Here is a 16973-nt window from a genome sequence, read left to right on the forward strand (position 1 = left end):
GCCATGATCGGTGAATCGGCACGGAATTACCTGGCCTCGGTGGAGAGCCGCCTCCAGGCGGACGGCTGCGCGACGCGCTGGGAGGACTGGTTCGGTGTGCCCGTCCTCGTGGGGCGGCGGGCCGACTTCCGGATGAGCTGGATGGCCACCAACCTGCACCTGTTCACCGTCGCCGCCGCCGTGCCCGAGATCACCGCGCAGAGCGTCGACGCGTTCACCTCGCAGGTCCTGACGTACGCGAAGAAGAACAAGGGCGGCCTCCCGGTCGGCCTGCAGACCGGTGTCGCGGCCTTCCCCGTCCTCGTCAGCGAGCGCGTCGACCCGGCCGCCATGGCCTGGGCCGAGCAGCAGCAGCGCAACCGCTTCGCCTGCTTCGCCCGCCCCGTCGTCGTGGACAGTGCACAGCGTTACGTCGGCTTCTACCGCGGCAAGCCGGCGATCGGCCGCGTCTACGCCTCCCACCTCATCGACAAGGGCAACCGCTACTTCCACGGGTAGTCGTTTGGCACGGGTGGTCGTTACGGCCACCGGCCGCCGCGCACGCTCTGCTCAGGCCCACCGCGAGCACCCCACGCGCCAGGTCGCCTCCCGAGTGGTGTCCGACGGCGAGCAGTTCGCGCACCGCAGGTTCCAAGGCAAGACCGTCCCCGCTCAGCGCCCGCAGGAACGCGTGGGCCTGCGGTACGCATTCGCCGCGCACCGCGTGCCGCAGGAGTGCTGCCGAGAGCAGCGGGGTGCGGCGGGCCGCGTCCGCGACCGCCTCCGAGAGGGGCGCGAGAGGGCCTCCCCACGCTCGGCTCGCCAGCAGCGCGCCGCACAGGACGTCGTCACCGGACGGGGTGAGCCCGGGGCCGAGGCCGACCAGCGCGTGGGCGGCCCGCCGGACTTCGCTCGCGTCGTCCGCGTCCAGGGTGTGGCGCAGGTCCGTCAGGCGGGGCGCCAGAGGAGGCGGCAGGGGTTGGGCCAGGGCTTCGAGCAGCGCCGTCACGCGGGCGAGCCGCGCGGCGCCCGGTGGGGAGGAGGCGCCCTGGACACGGGGCGGTGTCCAGGACGCCTCCGGCTCGAAGCGAACCGGGCCGATGACTACGCTCCCTGCCCCGAAGCGGGCCTGGACAGTGGCGGCCCCTCGTGGTGTGTTCCGGTCCAACGGCCGGTCCACCGACGAGAAGGGCAGGACGAACGCGTTCGGCAGCCGGATCGCGTCCCGGGTCACCACGGCGAGCGCGGGCAACTCCCGCTCACCGGTGGCGAGATGGACCGCGTAGCGGGTGGCGGCGACGATGCGTGCCGGCCGGAGAGGACCGTGCAGCAGCGAGGCGACGGCTGTACTGATGGTGCCGACGTGTACGTCACTGATGGCGCTGAGGTGTGCGTGACTGATGGCGCCGAGGCGTACGTGCTGCTCAGGGCGTGCCACCCCAGCACGAACAGAACAACCCCCGTCGGCCGCTGTGCCCGTCACTCGTCGGGCTCCGTGGCCGACGGGGGTTCTTCGAAGGCGCTCAGCGCGTCCGTGAAGCAGCGCATCGGGGCGTGGGTGAGGCCGGCGCCGATCTGGCCGATGCCCGGTTCGCGGTGGGCGATGCCCGTGGTGATGACCGGTTCGAGGCCCGTGTCGACGACCTTGCGGATGTCGAGGCCGACGGGGCTGCCGACGAAGTCGAGGCCGGGGAGGCGGTAGTCGCGGTGGCGGCCGACGGTGAGTGTCGCCATCTCCTGGCTGACGCGGCGGGCCCCTTCGGGGGTGCCGCCCACGAAGCCGACGATCGCCGGGGCGGCGGCCAGCGCGAACCCGCCCAGGCCGTGCATCTCGGTGATGGCGCTGTCACCGATGTCGGGATTGGCGTCGGCAGGCCCGTATCCGGCGAAGTAGAGGCCGTCCACGGGGGCTGCGGGCGCCGTGAACCACCCGTCGCCGAGGCCGCTGACGCGGATGCCGACCTCGACACCGTTTCGCGCGAAGGCTGTGACGACCGTGGAGTGCGGCACGCCGTGTCCGGCCATGAGCGCCAACTTGCTCGCGGCCATCGAGAAGTTGAGGAACCAGTAGTTGTTGTCGCGCAGGAAGTCCAGCGCCTCGATCCCGCCGAGGTCCGCGTGCCGGGCGAGCGCGGCGGCCAGTTCGCGGGTGAGCAGGGCGCTCGCGGCGGTGTTGCGGCTGTGGCACTCGTCGCCCATCTGCAGGGCCTGCGCGGTGACCGACCGAAGGTTCACCGGCTCGGCGAGCGAGCCGATCGCCGCACGCAGGGCGGGGCCGAGGCGCTCCCCCATCCAGCGCAGCCGCCCCATGACGTCGTCGCCGAGCGCGCCGTAGCGCAGGCAGCGGCCCTGCCCCTCGTTGAGGTTCGAGTAGGCCCGCAGGCCCGTGGCCTCGTCCTCCACGACGAGCAGGGGCATGGATGCGGAGATGATGCCCGCCATCGGGCCGACCGCGTCGTGGTGATGGCAGGGGGCGAAGCGGATGGCTCCTGAGCCGGCGAGTGATTCCGCTTCCGTCGCCGTCGCCGCCCAGCCCTCCAGCAGGGCGGCGCCGACGACGGCTGCCCGCATCGGGCCGCACATGCGCTCCCATGCGATCGGCGGCCCGGCGTGCAACAGCAGCCTCTCCTGGGCGAGTTCAGGGATGAGTTCCCCGGCCGGGCGGACGTCGGTCCACAACGGCACGACGCCCAGGATCCGCTCGAGCGCTTCGGCGTTGGCGGCCTCGACGGCCGGGTGCGCGACCAGCCGGGCGAGCCGGGCGCCGAGTTCCGGATCGCCGTGGGCCGGGGGGCGCCAGTCGACCGCGGTCACCGTCGCACCCGCGGCGCGCGGCGGCCCGGCGAACGCGTCGACGCCTACGTTCACGACATGCGGTACGGCGGTCAGGAGGCCCTGCGCGGGTGAGGCCTGCGCGGGCGAGGCCTGTGCGGTCATGCGGTCTCTCCGATCCGGGAGGCAGAGGCGGAGGTGGCGGCAGAGACTGGGGCAGACGCAGACGCAGACGCAGACGCAGACGCAGAGGCTGACGCAGCTGGGGCGAGCGCCAAGTCGCAACTGGTGGCGAGGAGTTCGGCGCACGCCCGCGCGGCGGTCGTGCTGCTGTCGACGACGTGCGCGCCCGCGTCGCGCAGAATCCGCCGCTGTGCGGTGAGCCCCTGCGGGTCGTCATCGGTGCCCACGACGAACGCGATCACCGGCGGGGCGTCGGCAGGAGCCTCGGCCAGGGCCCCGGCGAGAGCCGCTGCCGGATTCGCGGCGGCGCCGTGCCCGATGACCACGTCCAGGACGACCGCGGCGCTGCGCGGGTCCGCAAGGGCTGCCCGCAGATACTCGGTGCGGACCGTGGGGTCGATCATCGGGTGAGGGCGCCCCGCGGTGAACTCGTCGTCGCCGAGGTCGAGTACGAGATGCCGGTCCGGGAGGCGCGGGGCGGCGCCCGGCACGGGCGGGGGAGCGGTGCGGGTGATGTCACCCAGCACCGGGCCGAGGAGCCAGGCCGCCTCGTGGGTGAACGTGCCGCCCGCATACAGGGCCCGCAGGAGGTGACGTGGCGGAGTGGGGGCGGGCACCTCGGGGAGTTCTTCGCCGGGCGGCAGTGCCCCGCCGACGGCAAGGGACGCGGCGGACCGCGCCGCCTCGAAGAGGGTGGGGGCGAGTGTGACCCCGGGCGGGGCGACAGCGGAGTCCTGTGAGCCGAGGAAGCAGGCCACCACCGTTTTCCCCAACGCGCTTGCGTGCCGTAGCAGTTGCTCGGCCACCTGTGGGGCAGGCGGTTTGGATACGAGGACGATGACCTCCGTGGCGGGGTCCGCGGCCAGGGCGTCGAGCCCGGCCCGCATCGTCAGGCCGCCCACTTCCGCACTCACGTCGCGGCTGCCCGTGCCGATCACATGGCTGACCCCGGCGCCCATGGAGTGGAGCAGGCTCGACACCTGTTGCAGTCCCGTGCCGGAGGCGCCGACCAGGCCGACGCGGCCCGGCCGCACCTCGTTGGCGAAGCCGAGAGGGATGCCGCTGATGACGGCGGTTCCGCAGTCCGGGCCCATGACGAGCAGCCCGCGGCGGGCGGCCTCCCGCTTCAGGAGCACCTCCTGCTCGATCGGCACGTGATCGCTGAAGACGAAGGCGTGCATGCCCAGGCGCAGCGCCTTGAAGGCCTCGGCGGCCGCGTACGGGCCGGGGGTGGAGATCAGCGCGAGACTGGCGCCGGCGGGTGCGCCGACCAGCGAGCGCACCGGCGGACCGGTGTCCGTGCCGGTGTCCGCCCCGGTGCCCGGGGCGCCCTCGCCGGGACCGGACAGGGCATCGGTCACCAGGGCGAGGGCGTGGTCCACGGCATCGGGCTCGCCCCGGACGGCGACGAGCAGGTCGTTGGGGCCGGCGTCCCGTCCCGGGTCGGTCAGCAGCCCCGACCGCGCGAGGACGTCGCGGTTGGCGGGTGTGCCCATCACGAGGCTGACGGTCTCGACGCCCGGCGGTTCGGCCAGGCGGGCGGCAACCCTCATGAGGGCGACGGAGTCGGCGTATAGGTCCTTGTGCACGGCGTTTCGCAGCACCATGGCTCCGACTCTAGGCAGTGGCCCGCCGCTCGGAGCATGGCTCGAAGTGTCAGAACCAGCAGGGGAATTACCGGCAACGGGTGACAGTGACCCGCCCTTGCGGGGGTCGACGTCAGCCGTGAGGAAGGCCTGTTCAGTGCCGCTCGCGCGCCGAGAGCAACCGGTGGGCATGGACGGCAAGTTCGGTCTGGAGCCGGGCCGTCGGCCGGCGCTCGAGACCGCCGGTGAGGCGGTCGATCTGGCGCAGCCGATAGCGCAGGGTGTTGTAGTGGACGTGCAGCCGGGCGGCAGTGGCCACGCCGTTGCGGTCCTGGAGGAGATAGACGCCGAGAGTCTCGACGAGGCTGCCCTCGTGCTCGGCGTCGTGGGCGAGCAGCGGGCCGAGCGCGTCGTCGACGAGGGCCCTGAGTTCCGCCGCGGGCAGCTGTCCGAGCAGCCGGTACACCCCCAGGTCCGCGTAGCCGCGAACGAAGTCGGGGCCGTGCAGTTCGCGGCCGAGCGTCAAAGTCTGCGCCGCTTCCTCGTAGCTGTGGTGGTAGTCGGTGAAGTCGTCCCGAACCGTCCCGGCGGCGACCGCCACGTCCCAGTCGGGGTGTGCGGCGGTGACAGCCGCGTGCAGGGCCTGACACCGGCCGGTGAGTGACGGCCCCGGTTCCATCAGCAGGACGAGTCCGCTCTGGCTGCCCCAGATGATCGCGGCGGGCCCGGCGGCCGACCGCACGAGCGGCAGCAGCCGTTCCTCCAGGGCGAGTTCGGTGTCGGTGGGGCCGCCGGCGCCGGTGGAGGCGACCTCGATGAGCACGACTGCGCGGGGCAGCCGCAGGTTCCAGCCCATGGCCGCGGCGCGGCGGGCGGTCTCGGAGCGGTCGCGCGGCGGTCGTGAGACCAGCTCCATCAGGAGCAGGGTGCGGTAGCGCTGCTGGCGGCTGGCCAGGGCGCGTTCCTGGGCGGCGATGGTGGCGGCGACGGTCGTGGCGTGCTCCAGCGCCATCCGCTGGTGGGTGTCGAGCTCGCTCGTGGAAGGAGTGGCGGCCCCGGCGCCCGGGTTCGCGGCCTCCGTGTCGTCCCGCCACAGGGCCACGGCGCCGCTCGCGCCCGTGCCCGTCTCGATGACGCGCTCGGCGGCGGGCGGACGGTCGGAGGGCGGGGACCCGGCGGAGGCCAGGATCCAGCCGTGCTCATCGAGGACGGCGGCCGCGCAGCCGGACAGTTCGAGCAGGACATTCATGAGTTCCTGATAGGAGCCTCCGTCGAGGGCCACCGCGGTGAGCCGTTCATGGATGGCGCGGGAACGCTCCAGCTCCAGGGCCTGACGGTTCAGCACGGTGCCCAACACCTCGGAGAGTATGTCGTTGAACATGACGGCGCCCGGCAACTCGACGACAGGGAAGCCGAGTTCGTCGGCCACGGCGAGCATCACCGGCGGCAGCTCCGGCAGATACGGCCCCACCTTGACGGCCAGGGCGGCGAGCCCGCGCTCGGCGAGCACGGGGATCAGGTCGCTCAGCGCCTGTGCGTCGTCACGGACGGCATAGGCGGTGGTCAGCAGGAGTTCGCCGCCGCGCATCCAGCGCACGATGTCGGGGACTTCCATGATGTTGACGACGCGGATACGGCGGCCGTCGCCGCTCGCCCCGGCGACAAGTCGTGCGCCGCTGAGGCAGGGCAGGGCCAGCGCCTCGCTCACGGTCAGACCGGGCGAGAGGCCGTAGGGGACGGTCGGGACGGTGCCGATGCCTATGCCTGTCATGCGCAGTCACTATGCGACAGCCGCGAGTAACCTGTAATACCCCGCGCGTAACTTCCGTGTTTCCCGCTCCGGTCGGGGACGTCCCTTGTCAGAGGGTGTCAACGGCGGGCCGCGCATCCTGGCGTCCGGTGCCCATGACCGGCTCCTCCGGCCGCCCCTACGGTGACCCGCATGACTCCCCGAGCCGTGCCGAGGACAGCGGTGGTCGCCATCGGCGGCAACGCGCTGCTGCGCGGTGGCACCCACGCCACCGTCGCCGAACAGGCCGACGCCGCACGCCGGCTCGCCCCGCCCGTGGTGGCGCCGGCCGACTCGGGGCGGCTCAGGTCGCTCGGGCGCGCCGGGTCCTCGAGACGGAGACCGTACGGGCACTGTCCTCGACAGGATCCACGGTGATCGCGGCCGGTGGCGGCGGCACCCGGCTCGGGAGCGAGCCTGCGCGAACCACCGAAGAGCCCCTCAACGGCACCGTCACGGCAGGGAGGCCGCAGTGATACTCGAAGCGGGACAGGGACCGATCGACGGCACGCACTATCTACGGGCCACACCGGAGACCGTCGGCTGGGGGCGGCTGCCCTGCCGCACCACCACGCCGGCGCTCACGATCGACTCCGGCGACAGCGTCACCTTCGACACCGTCTCGCACGAGGGCATCCTGGAGGACCAGGGGCGCGACCCGGCGGCCTTCTTCGGGCGGTACGGCATCGCCGCGACCGAAGTGCTTTCGGACGCCCGCCTGTTGGCGAAGTCACCGCCTCCACGGGACCCGGACGGCGACGGCCCTCACGTCGTCAGCGCGCCCGTCCATATCCGGGGCGCCGAGCCGGGTGACCTCCTCAAGGCCGAAGTGCTGTCCCTGCACCGGCGCGCCGACTACGGCGTCATCTCCAGCCGGCACGGCCGCGGCGCCCTGCCGGACGAATTCGCCTGTACAGGACCGGAGTTCACGTTCTGTGAGGTGGAGCGTGCGGACGGCCGGGACGTGGGTGTGATCCGATACGGCGAGGGCCCGGCGGCGGCCCGGTTCCCGCTGCGGCCGTTCATGGGCATCATGGGCGTGGCCACCGACACGGAAGGGCCGGAGCACTCCGTGCCGCCGGGACGGCACGGCGGCAACCTCGACATCAAGGACCTCGCGACGCGCTCCGCGCTGTATCTGCCCGTGCAGACGGCCGGAGCGGGCTTCTACACCGGCGATCCGCACTACGCCCAGGGCAACGGCGAAGTCGCCCTCACCGCCCTGGAGGCGCCGCTGCGCGCCACGTTCCGGCTCACCCTCCTCAAGAGCGCACGGGCCCGCGCGGCCGCCGCGGCCCTCGCGCATCCGTTCGGCGAGACCGACCGGCACTGGATCCCCATCGGACTCCACGAGGACCTCGACGAGGCGATGCGGGAAGCGGTCCGTTCCGCCGTCCGCTTCCTCACGGACCGCTTCGGCATGGACGGCCCCGCCGCGTACGCCTACCTGAGTGCAGCGGCGGACTTCGAGATCTCGCAGGTCGTCGACCAGGTCCAGGGCGTGCACTGCCTGATCCGCAAGGCGGACTTCCCTGCCTGATCCGCACTGATCCCGATTGATCCTGGCTGATCCCGACGGTCACGCACACCGGTCACCCTCGCATCCGCATCCGCATCCGCATCCGCCCCCGCATCCGCCCCCGCCCATCCACCCACCGGGAGCCCGCATGCCTCAACTGATACTGCGTCAAGCACGCGTCGAAGACGCCCGGTTGCCCTGTGACGTGGTGATCGACGGTGGCCGGGTGCGGGCGGTCGGGGACGCCTCGGGCCAGGACGCCGACGAGGTGATCGACTGCGCGGGCCGCGTCATCCTGCCCGGCTTCGTCGAACCGCATCTGCATCTCGACAAGGCCCTCCTGGACGGCGTACGGAGCAACCCCGACGGCACCCTCGCCGGAGCGATCGCCGTGACCGGCGAACTGAAGAGCGCTTTCACGCACGACGACGTACGGGCCCGTGCGCGCCGGGTCCTGGAGGCGGCGGTCCTCAACGGCACGACCGTGATCCGTGCGCACCCGGACGTCGACCCGATCGCGGGACTGCTCGGCGTCGAGGTGCTGCTCCAACTCCGCGAGGAGTATGCGGACTTGGTGGACCTCCAGATCGTGGCGTTCCCCCAGGAAGGCATCCTGCGGTCACCCGGAACCGAGCAGCTCCTGGTCTCGGCGCTGGCGGCGGGCGCCGACGTGGTGGGCGGCTGCACGTACAACGAGGCCACCCTGGAGGACTGCCGGCGCCATGTCGAGCTCGTACTCGACCTCGCCGCACAGCATGGCGTACCGGCCGACCTGCACGCCGACTTCGCCGACGACGCGTCCGACCCCCGGTACGCGCTTGCCGAGTTCATCGCCGACCGGACCGCGCGCAGGGGGATGGGGGGCCGGGTGACGCTCGGTCATATGACTTCGCTCGGCGGCCGGGAACCCGCGGACCGGGCACGAGCGATGGCCGCACTGGCCGACGCGGGCGTCGCCGTCGTGCCGCTCCCGGCGACCGACCTGCACCTCGGCGGGCGACGGGACACGCGGTCGGTACGGCGGGGGATCGCCCCGGTCCGGGAACTGTGGGACCACGGCGTACTGGCCGCCTGTTCCTCCAACAACATCCGCAACGCGTTCACCCCCTTCGGGCGCGCGGACCCCCTGGACACGGCGCTCCTGCTGGCGCAGACCGGCCATCTGTCCGGGCCCGACGACCTCCACCGGGTCCTTCGCATGGTCACGCACGACGCTGCCCGGGTCGTGGGCGTCGCCGACGACTACGGCGTACGGCCCGGCGCCCGCGCCGATCTGGTGGTGCTCGACACGCACGTCTACGACGACATCGTCCTGGACCGGCCCGAGCGCGCCCATGTCATCAAGGCGGGGAAGGTGGTGGCCCGCACGATCAGGACCAGCGAACTCCTCGTCCACTGACCCTCCACCCGCCTCGCACCAGCCAGCCCCCGCACTCGCACCCGCCCCCGCACGGCACCGCGCACTGCCATCCGACTCCAGCAGAGGAATCCCCATGCGCGAACGCCTCTCTCACGAAATCGTTGCCTCCGTACTCGCCGGTCTGACGGCGTTCATCGGAGGGACCGCGCTCCATCTCCCGCCCTGGGCGATCTTCATCTCGTGGGCGGCCGTCTTCGCGCTCGGAGGGCCGAGCTGGGCGAACGCACGCAGGCTGTGGTGCACGATGCCCGCCGGCTCCTCCTTCGCCCTGATCATCGTGCTGATCGACCAGCACGTGGGCACGGCGTTCGGCGGCAGCCAGTTCGCCCGGAACGCGGTGCTGGCCCTGGTGATCATGGTCGTCAACACCGTCCTGATGTACACGGGCCGCATCAAGGTGTTCTCACTGATTCCCGGCATGTTCCTCGGCTTCGCCAGCTTCTTCGCCACGTTCTTCGGCGGTTTCGGCTACAAGCCGGGCAACATCTGGGCGGCGTGGGTCTGCGTGGTCGCGATGAACGCGCTCGGGCCGGTCTTCGCCTATCTGTCCAACCGGCTCATGTACCCGGTCTTCTCGCCGGTGCCGACGTCGGTCGTGGCGTCCGCGGGGCCTGTGCACCACGACGGCCGTACACCGCCGGCCGGAACCGCACAGGCCGAGTGAGGCCGTCCGTCACCGCTCGGGCAGCCGCTCCACCGCGAACGCCCTGCCCGGGTTGTCGACGAGGATCCGGTCCACCAGCTCCTTGCCCAGGGCCAGTTCGAGCCGTGGGCGGACGCGGCGCAGCAGATACGGCATCCCGGGCCCGCCGCTCACCGAGCGCGCTCCGGCGGTCGTCGTGTCGCCGCCGAGCAGGAGCCGGTCGCCGAACCCCGCGTCGGCGAGCTCCGCCATCGCGTCCGGCATCCGCCAGTCCGTCGCGTGGTTCGCGCGCGACGGCCCGTCGAAGGCGAGATACGCGCCGGACTCGGCGGCCTGGCGGTGCACGGCGAAATCGGGGGAGCGGTTGAGGTGCCCGAGCAGGACCCGCTGCGGCGCCACCCCCAACTCCCCGCACAGCAGGTCCAGTACGTCCAGGACGCCCGTCCCCAGCTCGTGGTGTACGGCGATCGGGGCGCCGGTCGCGTGATGGGCCTCGGCAGCCGCCCGCATGGTCCACACCGCGTGGTCGTCGAGGGCGTGGAAGCCGCCCGCGACCTTGATGAGTCCGGCCCGCACACCGCTGTCGCCGATCCCTTCCGTGAGCTCCCGCACGAACACGTCGGCGAGGACGGGACGCAGCCGGGCGAGCAACTCCGGCGTGTAGTGGGCCGCTTGATGGAGCCCGGTCGCTGCCACGATCCGTACACCCGTCGCCGTCGACAGGCCGGGCAGCAGCTCTGCCCGGCGTCCGAGCCCGTGCGGTGTCCACTGGACGACCGCGCCACCGCCCGCCTCACGGTAGGCGCGCAGTTCGGCCTCGGCGGCGGCCGCGTCGTCGAGTTCCTGGCCGCGAAGCAGTGGGCTGCGGAAGAAGAGATGGTCGTGTGCGTCGCACACGCCGAGTTCCTCGGGAGCCACGTCCCCGAGCACGGTCCGTACGGTCGCGGTCACCATTCCCTCCCCCTGGGGAGCCGGTCACGCTCGGGGGCGCTCAGGTGCAGCACCTCGTAGAGGTCGCCGGGCGTGTCCGGTGACGCGTGGTCCCAGAGGGAGAAGGTGAGCAGCTCCCAGTGGCGCGGGTCCACGGCGACGGCGACGCACACCGCGCCGTTCCGCCCGGCGATACGGGCCGCGTCACGCACAGCGGCGTCCGTCTGCTCGGCGAGCGGCGCCTGTCCCGTGAGGGGTGTCCTCCGGCGCACCGCGCTGGTCGGGGTGACGTGCGAGGCCGGGCCCTCCTCGTATGCGAGTCCGGCCCAGTGCTGCACCTCGGGCCGGCCGAAGTCATCCACGATGCCCTGGAAACCGGGCCCCCACAGGAACGAGTTCATGCCCTGAGGGGTGTTCCACAGGTAGCAGGGCGCGTACTGGTTCACGGGCGACCCGGCGACACCGCGTTCCCGCATCAGATAGGCCTTGAGGCCGAGTCCGGGGAACTCGTCCAGGAGATGCCCCCTGGCCTCCACCCGCTTGCGGATGATGCCCATGTCGTAATCGGCGGGCAGTGTGATGTCGTACTGCATCGCGTGCACGGTCGGGTCTCTCCTCGGTTCAGGCGGCGGGTGCGAGCAGCGCGAGCAGTCCTCGCACCCCCGCGTCGAAGGCGGCGGGCGCGCCGGACGCGCGGGCCAGGACATAGCCGCCCTGGACGGTCGCGACGATCGTCGCCGCGATCTCCTCGGCGTCCAGCGAGGGCACGAACTCGCCCTGTTCCTTGCCCTCTTCGACGATTGCGGCGAGTTGCTCCCGCAGCCAGTCGATCGTCTCGTCGACGGGTGCGCGCAGCGCGTCGCTCGCGATCACGTCCGGATCCATCGTGAGCCGGCCGATCGGGCAGCCGCGCAGCACATCGCGCTCGCGCCGCAGATACGCCTCGATACGGGCGTACGCGGAGCCGGAGCCGCCGAACGACTTCGCGGCGGAGGTCCGCATCTCCTGCGCCGTCCGCTCGATCGCGGCGAGCGCGAGGTCCTGCTTCCCGCCGAAGTGGTGGTACATGCTGCCCTGCCCCGCGTCCGCGCGCTGCTGGATCGCCTTGGGGCTCGTGCCCACGTAACCGCGCTCCCACAGGAGCTCACGAGTGGACTCGATCAACCGGTCCGAAGTGCTCATGAAGCTACTGTACATACTAGTAGGTACAGAAGCGAGAGTGGGTGAGAGTAGGCGGAAGTGGCCCCCGTACTCCCGTGGTCGTACGCGTGCTGCCGCTGGCTGTATGACGACTTCGACCCCCCTTCGGAGCGAGTCTCGTGTCATCGAGAAAACGTGAACACACGTTCCGAGGAGATGACTCTCATGCAGACCCTGGCGAACTGGGACGGCGGGCCCGGCCCGTGGATCCTGTTCTTCCCGCTGATCTGGGCGGCCGTCGTCATCGGCGTCGTCACGCTGCTGCGCCGCACGGTGTGGCGCGGACGCCGCCGAGGCGGCCCCTGGCGGCCCGCCGCCGACGAGAACTCGCCCCTCACCGTGCTCGGCCGGCGCTTCGCCGCGGGCGAGATCGACGAGGACGAGTACTGGCGCCGCAGCTCCGTCCTGAACGAGGAGTTCAGCCGTCCCAAGGGCGGTGCGGAATGACCACCACCACGCTCACCCGGACCGCGGCCCGAGTCGCCGACGCCGTGAAGATCTACGGCAGTGGTGACACCGCGGTCCGGGCCCTGGACGGCGTGAGCGTCGGCTTCGAGGCCGGGAGGTTCACCGCGATCATGGGTCCTTCCGGCTCCGGCAAGTCCACCCTCATGCACTGTGCGGCAGGCCTCGACACCCTCAGCGCCGGCTCCGCCTTCATCGGTGACACCGACCTGAGCGACCTCGACGACCGCCGCCTGACCCTGCTGCGCCGCGACCGCAGCGGCTTCGTGTTCCAGGCCTTCAACCTGGTGCCGACGCTGACGGTCGCGGAGAACATCACCCTGCCGATGGACCTCGCGGGCGCGAAGGAAGACGCCGGCTCCAGGGAGTGGACCGACGCCCTGATCGACGTCGTCGGCCTGCGCGACCGCCTGCACCACCGGCCGTCCGAACTCTCCGGCGGACAGCAGCAGCGCGTCGCCGTGGCCCGTGCCTTCGCCGGCAGCCCCGACGTCGTCTTCGCCGACGAGCCCACCGGCAACCTCGACTCGCGCTCCGGCGAGGAGGTGCTCGGGCTCCTCGGCCGCGCCGTACGGCAGATGGACCGTACGGTCGTCATGGTCACCCACGACCCGGTGGCCGCAGCCCACGCCGACGAGGTCGTCTTCCTCGCCGACGGCCGCCTGGTCGACCGGATGCAGGACCCGACCGCGGACAAGGTCCTCGACCGCATGAAGGCCTTCGACGCGGCCGGCGGCGCACGGCATGCGGGGCAGGCTCCGTCATGAGCTCCCTGAGCACCTCCGCGCGCCTGAGCCTGTCGTCTCTGAGGGCCCACAAGCGGCGCTTCGCCGGCACCTTCCTGGCCGTCCTGCTCGGCGTCGCCTTCCTCACCGGCACGCTCGTCATGGGCGACACCCTGCGCGCCAGCTTCGACACCATGTTCGGCAACGCGTCGAGCGGCACGGACGCCGTCGTCCGCAGCACGAACGTGATCACGACCCCCGGCGAGAGCCAGGGCACCCGGCAGCCCGTCGCCGCGTCGCTCGCGAAGAAGCTCGCGGCCACCCCGGGGGTCGCCGCCGCCGTGCCCGGCATCCAGGGCGCGGGCCAGCTCGTCGGCAGCAACGGCAAGGCGATCGGCGGCCAGGGCCCGCCCACCCTCGCGGGCAACTGGATCAACGACCACGAACTCAACCCCTACCGCCTGGCCGAAGGACACACCCCTTCGAAGACCGGCGAGGTGGTCGTCAACCGCGGAGCCGCCAAGAAGGGCGACCTCAAGATCGGCGACACCACGACCCTGCGCACCCCCGACCCCGTCAGGGTGACGATCGTCGGCCTCGCCACGTTCGGCGGCGAGGACGGCATGGCCCAGGTGACGTACACCGGCATGACGCAGGCCGACGCGGAGAAGTACCTCACGCCGAGGCCCGGCGAGGCCGCGTCCATCCAGGTGCGGGCCGGCCCCGGCACCAGTCAGCGGGAACTCGTCGACGAGCTGACTCCCGTACTGCCCAAGGGAGTCGAGGCCATCACCGGTGAGGCGTCGGCGCAGGAGAACACCGACATGATCTCCGGCCAGTTCCTGACCCTCTTCACCACCTTCCTCCTCGTGTTCTCCGGCATCGCCCTGCTCGTGGCGACCTTCTCCATCCACAACACGTTCGCGATCGTCGTAGCCCAGCGCACCCGTGAGAACGCGCTGCTGCGCGCCCTCGGCGCCTCCCGCCGCCAGGTCACCGCCACCACGCTCGTCGAGGCGAGCGCCGTCGCCGTCCTCGCGTCGGTCGCCGGTCTCGCCGGTGGCATCGGCATCGCGGCCGGGCTCCAGGCGCTCTTCCCGGCGATCGGCTTCCCGTTCCCCGAGGGCGCTCTCGTGATCAGCGGGCTGTCCATGCTGCTCCCGCTCGCCGTCGGCATCCTCGTCTGCCTCGGCTCCGCGCTCCTGCCCGCCGTACGGGCCGGACGCACCGCACCCCTCGCGGCCCTGCGCGAGACGGCCGTCGACCAGTCCGGGGCCTCGCGCCGCCGCGCCGTCATCGGCACGGCACTCGGCGTCGCGGCGGTCGCCGTCACGCTCGTCGGTGTCCTCGCCTCGCCGTCCATCTGGCTCGCGGGACTCGGCAGCGTGCTGATCCTCACCGCGTTCGTGGTCCTCGGCCCCGTCGCCTCGTCGCGCGCCGTACGTGTCCTCGGCAGCCCCCTCGACAAGCTGCGCGGCGTCACCGGCTCCCTCGCCCGGCGCAACGCGCTGCGCAGCCCCAAGCGCACCGCCGCGACCGCGAGTGCCCTGATGATCGGGGTCGCCGTCGTCTCCCTGTTCACCGTCTTCGGCGCCTCGCTGAAGGCGACCATGGACCAGACGGTGTCCCGCTCCTTCGCCGGCGACATCGCCGTGTCCGCGCCGTCGTTCGGCGCGGGCGGCAGCGGCCTCAGCCCGCAGCTCGCCCCGGCGATCGCCGAGCAGCCGCAGGTCGCGAGGGCCGTCGGCCTGGGAAAGGGCGTCGCGGATGTCGACGGCGAGGGCCGCGCCCTCACCGTGACCGACCCGGCCGCGCTCGCCAAGTCCTTCGACCTGGGCGCCGTCCGCGGCTCGCTGAACGACCTCGGCACGGACGGCATCGCCATCACCCGCAAGGAGGCAGACAAGCAGCACCTGGAACCGGGCAGCCCCATCCGACTGGCCTTCACCGACGGCAAGCAGCAGGATTTCACCGTCCGCGCGGTCTACGGCCGGTCGGAGCTCGCCGGGGACTACGTCATCACGCGCGAGGCCTGGGCCCCGCACCGCGCCCAGGACTCCGACACCCTGATCGCCGTCACGTTCAAGGACGGCGTGAGCACGGCCGACGGCAAGGCAGCCGTCTCCAAGGTCGCTGCGGCGTACGGGAATCCGGAGGTGCAGACCCGCGACGAGTACGCGCAGTCGTCCGCCGGCGGCATCGACATGATGCTGACCCTGGTCTACGCGCTGCTGGCCCTCGCCGTGCTGATCGCCCTGCTCGGCATCGCCAACACCCTCACCCTGGCCGTCCACGAACGCACCCGTGAACTGGGGCTGTTGAGGGCCGTCGGACAGACCCGCGCCCAGCTGCGGGCCATGGTCCGGTGGGAGTCCGTCCTGGTGGCCGTGTTCGGTACCGCGGGTGGCCTGGTGCTCGGCGGATTCCTCGGCTGGGTGCTGGTCGAGGCCTCGGACGGCGCGAGCGACAGCGCGTTCGCGTTCGCCCTGCCCCCGCTCCAGCTCGTCGTCGTGGCCCTGGTGGGCCTCGCCGCAGGTGCGCTCGCGGGACTGCGCCCGGCCCGGCGCGCCGCACGCCTCGACGTGCTGCGGGCCATCGCCACCGAGTGACGCGGCCCGTGCCGTAAGGAGCGACGTGGCCCGTGCCGTACGAGAGGGGGGTCACCGCCCGGTCAGCCGACAACGGCCGACCGGGCGGGAGCATGTCGGGCCGCGCGGCGGTCCGCCGGGGAGTCCAGCTCCGGGAACGCGTCCGCCACCCGGTACTCGGGAATCGGCGGCAGCGGCAGCGCCGCCGGCGGCGCAGGGAGCGTGAACCACACGACCTTGCCGTCCTCGCCCTGCGGCCGTGCGCCCCAGCTCTCGCTGACCGCGGCGACCAGGGCGAGGCCCCGGCCGCAGGTCGCGAGCGGGTCGGCGTCGCACAGTTGCGGCAGGTGCGGGTCGTGGTCGTGCACCGAGACCGTGAGGCGGTCGCGCAGCAGCTCGATCTCGACGGTGCACATCTTGTCGGGACCGGCGTGCCGATGGACGTTGGTCAGGAGCTCGGTCACGCCGAGCATCGCCTCGTCGATCAGGGGATCCAGATGCCAGTAGCGCAACTGCGCCGATACGATTCTGCGGACCTGGCGGATCCGCGACGGCAGGGCCTGGAGCTCCACCGTGCAATGCCTGCTTGGGTGGCTGATCACGGCTGCGACTCCCCGAATTGAAGGTCCGGAAGAAGGCGGAGTACCGAGCCAGCAGAGGGTCGCGATGTCAGCCGAGGCCCGCCTGCTGCGTGTCCGGCGGGCTGGTTCGCAGCGTTATCGCCGGTAAACCCTGAGTAGTGATGTGTGACCAGAGTGACCCAGGGGGTGCGAGCCTGCAACTCGCGCGCGCAGTCCCCCAGTACGCCACCGGCCTATGTCAGCCGGCCGCGCGCCCTGCGCACCGCTTCGAGGAACCGACGCGTCGTGGGCGGCCCGCTCTCACCGACAAGACGGGGGACCGCGTCGCCGGGGTCATGATCGTTGCCGAGTTTCAGCAGGTAGCGCCTGCCGCCCACATCGGCGAGCGCCCGGTCGCCGGGCGCGAACCAGGCCTTGGCGGCGCGGACTTCCTGGAGCGGCGCACTGTCGATCTCACTGCCGTAACTGGTGAGCAGTTCGAGACGGCCGCCCTTGATGCGGACTTCCCCTGCCCGGGTGAGCGAGCGAAGCAGCCGCCCTATGCGCACACCCGTCGCCATGAACTCCGGCTCCGCCATGTCGTCCGCCCCCTT

Annotated in this window: 17 protein-coding genes; 8 read left to right on the top strand and 9 right to left on the bottom strand. The window is 72.1% G+C overall.

Annotated features, from left to right (window positions below):
* Positions 1-3 precede the first annotated feature (3 nt).
* Positions 4-498: a levansucrase gene (locus AC07EJ_RS20710; RefSeq protein ID WP_389484781.1), complete on the top strand. Its 495-nt coding sequence runs from the start codon at positions 4-6 to the stop codon at positions 496-498.
* On the opposite strand, the gene AC07EJ_RS20715 is transcribed toward AC07EJ_RS20710, so the two are convergent.
* The 4 genes from AC07EJ_RS20715 to AC07EJ_RS20730 all read right to left on the bottom strand — a co-directional run bounded on the left by AC07EJ_RS20715 (position 464) and on the right by AC07EJ_RS20730 (position 6291).
* Entirely contained in the window at positions 464-1417 is a 954-nt protein-coding gene (locus tag AC07EJ_RS20715) for an oxamate carbamoyltransferase subunit AllH family protein (protein WP_478884673.1), read from the bottom strand. The two genes, AC07EJ_RS20710 and AC07EJ_RS20715, sit on opposite strands and share 35 nt — an antisense overlap.
* A gap of 41 nt (positions 1418-1458) precedes the next feature.
* Entirely contained in the window at positions 1459-2916 is a 1458-nt protein-coding gene (locus AC07EJ_RS20720; RefSeq protein ID WP_478884674.1) for a YlbE family protein, read from the bottom strand.
* Positions 2913-4541 carry an acyl-CoA synthetase FdrA gene (gene fdrA, locus AC07EJ_RS20725; RefSeq protein WP_478884675.1) on the bottom strand — a complete coding sequence of 543 codons (1629 nt, stop codon included), beginning with the start codon at positions 4539-4541 and terminating at the stop codon, positions 2913-2915. Before fdrA ends, AC07EJ_RS20720 begins: the two co-directional genes overlap by 4 nt.
* Before the next feature lie 133 nt (positions 4542-4674).
* Positions 4675-6291: a PucR family transcriptional regulator gene (locus AC07EJ_RS20730; protein WP_389484792.1), complete on the bottom strand. Its 1617-nt coding sequence runs from the start codon at positions 6289-6291 to the stop codon at positions 4675-4677.
* 171 nt (positions 6292-6462) lie between these two features.
* Here AC07EJ_RS20730 and AC07EJ_RS20735 point away from each other — a divergent pair, with 171 nt between their 5' ends.
* The 4 genes from AC07EJ_RS20735 (at position 6463) to AC07EJ_RS20750 (ending at position 9912) form a co-directional block, all read left to right on the top strand.
* Complete coding sequence (locus AC07EJ_RS20735; RefSeq protein WP_393581692.1) at positions 6463-6687, top strand: hypothetical protein; 225 nt, start codon at positions 6463-6465, stop codon at positions 6685-6687.
* A 94-nt stretch (positions 6688-6781) separates the two neighbouring features.
* The gene (locus AC07EJ_RS20740) at positions 6782-7849 is read left to right on the top strand and encodes an acetamidase/formamidase family protein (protein ID WP_389484796.1); all 1068 of its coding nucleotides are present in this window, start codon (positions 6782-6784) and stop codon (positions 7847-7849) included.
* 127 nt (positions 7850-7976) lie between these two features.
* A complete protein-coding gene (locus AC07EJ_RS20745; RefSeq protein ID WP_478884676.1) occupies positions 7977-9227 on the top strand; it encodes an amidohydrolase family protein in 1251 nt (416 codons plus the stop codon).
* Between the two features lie 94 nt (positions 9228-9321).
* Positions 9322-9912 carry a DUF1097 domain-containing protein gene (locus tag AC07EJ_RS20750; RefSeq protein ID WP_389484800.1) on the top strand — a complete coding sequence of 197 codons (591 nt, stop codon included), beginning with the start codon at positions 9322-9324 and terminating at the stop codon, positions 9910-9912.
* Between the two features lie 9 nt (positions 9913-9921).
* Here AC07EJ_RS20750 and AC07EJ_RS20755 read toward each other — a convergent pair whose 3' ends face one another.
* The 3 genes from AC07EJ_RS20755 to AC07EJ_RS20765 are packed head-to-tail and all read right to left on the bottom strand — an operon-like array spanning position 9922 to position 12003.
* Positions 9922-10845 carry a phosphotriesterase family protein gene (locus tag AC07EJ_RS20755; RefSeq protein ID WP_389484802.1) on the bottom strand — a complete coding sequence of 308 codons (924 nt, stop codon included), beginning with the start codon at positions 10843-10845 and terminating at the stop codon, positions 9922-9924.
* Positions 10839-11423: a DUF4865 family protein gene (locus tag AC07EJ_RS20760; RefSeq protein ID WP_393581694.1), complete on the bottom strand. Its 585-nt coding sequence runs from the start codon at positions 11421-11423 to the stop codon at positions 10839-10841. The genes AC07EJ_RS20755 and AC07EJ_RS20760 overlap by 7 nt, the downstream gene beginning before the upstream one ends.
* 19 nt (positions 11424-11442) lie before the next feature.
* Entirely contained in the window at positions 11443-12003 is a 561-nt protein-coding gene (locus tag AC07EJ_RS20765; protein ID WP_389484806.1) for a TetR/AcrR family transcriptional regulator, read from the bottom strand.
* A 183-nt stretch (positions 12004-12186) separates the two neighbouring features.
* On the opposite strand from AC07EJ_RS20765, the gene AC07EJ_RS20770 reads away from it, so the two are divergent.
* Genes AC07EJ_RS20770 through AC07EJ_RS20780 form a run of 3 tightly spaced genes read left to right on the top strand, consistent with a single transcriptional unit; the run spans position 12187 to position 15820 of the window.
* Entirely contained in the window at positions 12187-12468 is a 282-nt protein-coding gene (locus tag AC07EJ_RS20770; protein WP_389484808.1) for an SHOCT domain-containing protein, read from the top strand.
* Positions 12465-13253 carry an ABC transporter ATP-binding protein gene (locus AC07EJ_RS20775; protein WP_478884677.1) on the top strand — a complete coding sequence of 263 codons (789 nt, stop codon included), beginning with the start codon at positions 12465-12467 and terminating at the stop codon, positions 13251-13253. Before AC07EJ_RS20770 ends, AC07EJ_RS20775 begins: the two co-directional genes overlap by 4 nt.
* Before the next feature lie 5 nt (positions 13254-13258).
* Complete coding sequence (locus tag AC07EJ_RS20780) at positions 13259-15820, top strand: ABC transporter permease (protein ID WP_478884762.1); 2562 nt, start codon at positions 13259-13261, stop codon at positions 15818-15820.
* A 62-nt stretch (positions 15821-15882) separates the two neighbouring features.
* On the opposite strand, the gene AC07EJ_RS20785 is transcribed toward AC07EJ_RS20780, so the two are convergent.
* Positions 15883-16401, bottom strand: coding sequence for an ATP-binding protein (locus tag AC07EJ_RS20785; RefSeq protein ID WP_389484812.1), 519 nt, complete (start codon positions 16399-16401; stop codon positions 15883-15885).
* A 212-nt stretch (positions 16402-16613) separates the two neighbouring features.
* Positions 16614-16958, bottom strand: a complete 345-nt coding sequence (locus AC07EJ_RS20790; RefSeq protein WP_389484903.1) for a hypothetical protein — start codon at positions 16956-16958, stop codon at positions 16614-16616.
* Between the last annotated feature and the right edge of the window lie 15 nt (positions 16959-16973).

The sequence above is a fragment of the Streptomyces sp. NPDC045026 genome (genome assembly GCF_056432625.1).

Excerpts from the sequence above, each read along its gene's own strand:
- AC07EJ_RS20745 (WP_478884676.1), top strand. The coding sequence starts at position 7,977 with ATGCCTCAACTGATACTGCGTCAAGCACGCGTCGAAGACGCCCGGTTG.
- AC07EJ_RS20770 (WP_389484808.1), top strand. The coding sequence starts at position 12,187 with ATGCAGACCCTGGCGAACTGGGACGGCGGGCCCGGCCCGTGGATCCTG.
- AC07EJ_RS20750 (WP_389484800.1), top strand. The coding sequence starts at position 9,322 with ATGCGCGAACGCCTCTCTCACGAAATCGTTGCCTCCGTACTCGCCGGT.
- AC07EJ_RS20720 (WP_478884674.1), bottom strand. The coding sequence starts at position 2,916 with ATGACCGCACAGGCCTCGCCCGCGCAGGCCTCACCCGCGCAGGGCCTC.
- AC07EJ_RS20730 (WP_389484792.1), bottom strand. The coding sequence starts at position 6,291 with ATGACAGGCATAGGCATCGGCACCGTCCCGACCGTCCCCTACGGCCTC.
- AC07EJ_RS20755 (WP_389484802.1), bottom strand. The coding sequence starts at position 10,845 with ATGGTGACCGCGACCGTACGGACCGTGCTCGGGGACGTGGCTCCCGAG.
- fdrA (WP_478884675.1), bottom strand. The coding sequence starts at position 4,541 with ATGGTGCTGCGAAACGCCGTGCACAAGGACCTATACGCCGACTCCGTC.
- AC07EJ_RS20735 (WP_393581692.1), top strand. The coding sequence starts at position 6,463 with ATGACTCCCCGAGCCGTGCCGAGGACAGCGGTGGTCGCCATCGGCGGC.
- AC07EJ_RS20775 (WP_478884677.1), top strand. The coding sequence starts at position 12,465 with ATGACCACCACCACGCTCACCCGGACCGCGGCCCGAGTCGCCGACGCC.
- AC07EJ_RS20790 (WP_389484903.1), bottom strand. The coding sequence starts at position 16,958 with ATGGCGGAGCCGGAGTTCATGGCGACGGGTGTGCGCATAGGGCGGCTG.
- AC07EJ_RS20765 (WP_389484806.1), bottom strand. The coding sequence starts at position 12,003 with ATGAGCACTTCGGACCGGTTGATCGAGTCCACTCGTGAGCTCCTGTGG.
- AC07EJ_RS20710 (WP_389484781.1), top strand. The coding sequence starts at position 4 with ATGATCGGTGAATCGGCACGGAATTACCTGGCCTCGGTGGAGAGCCGC.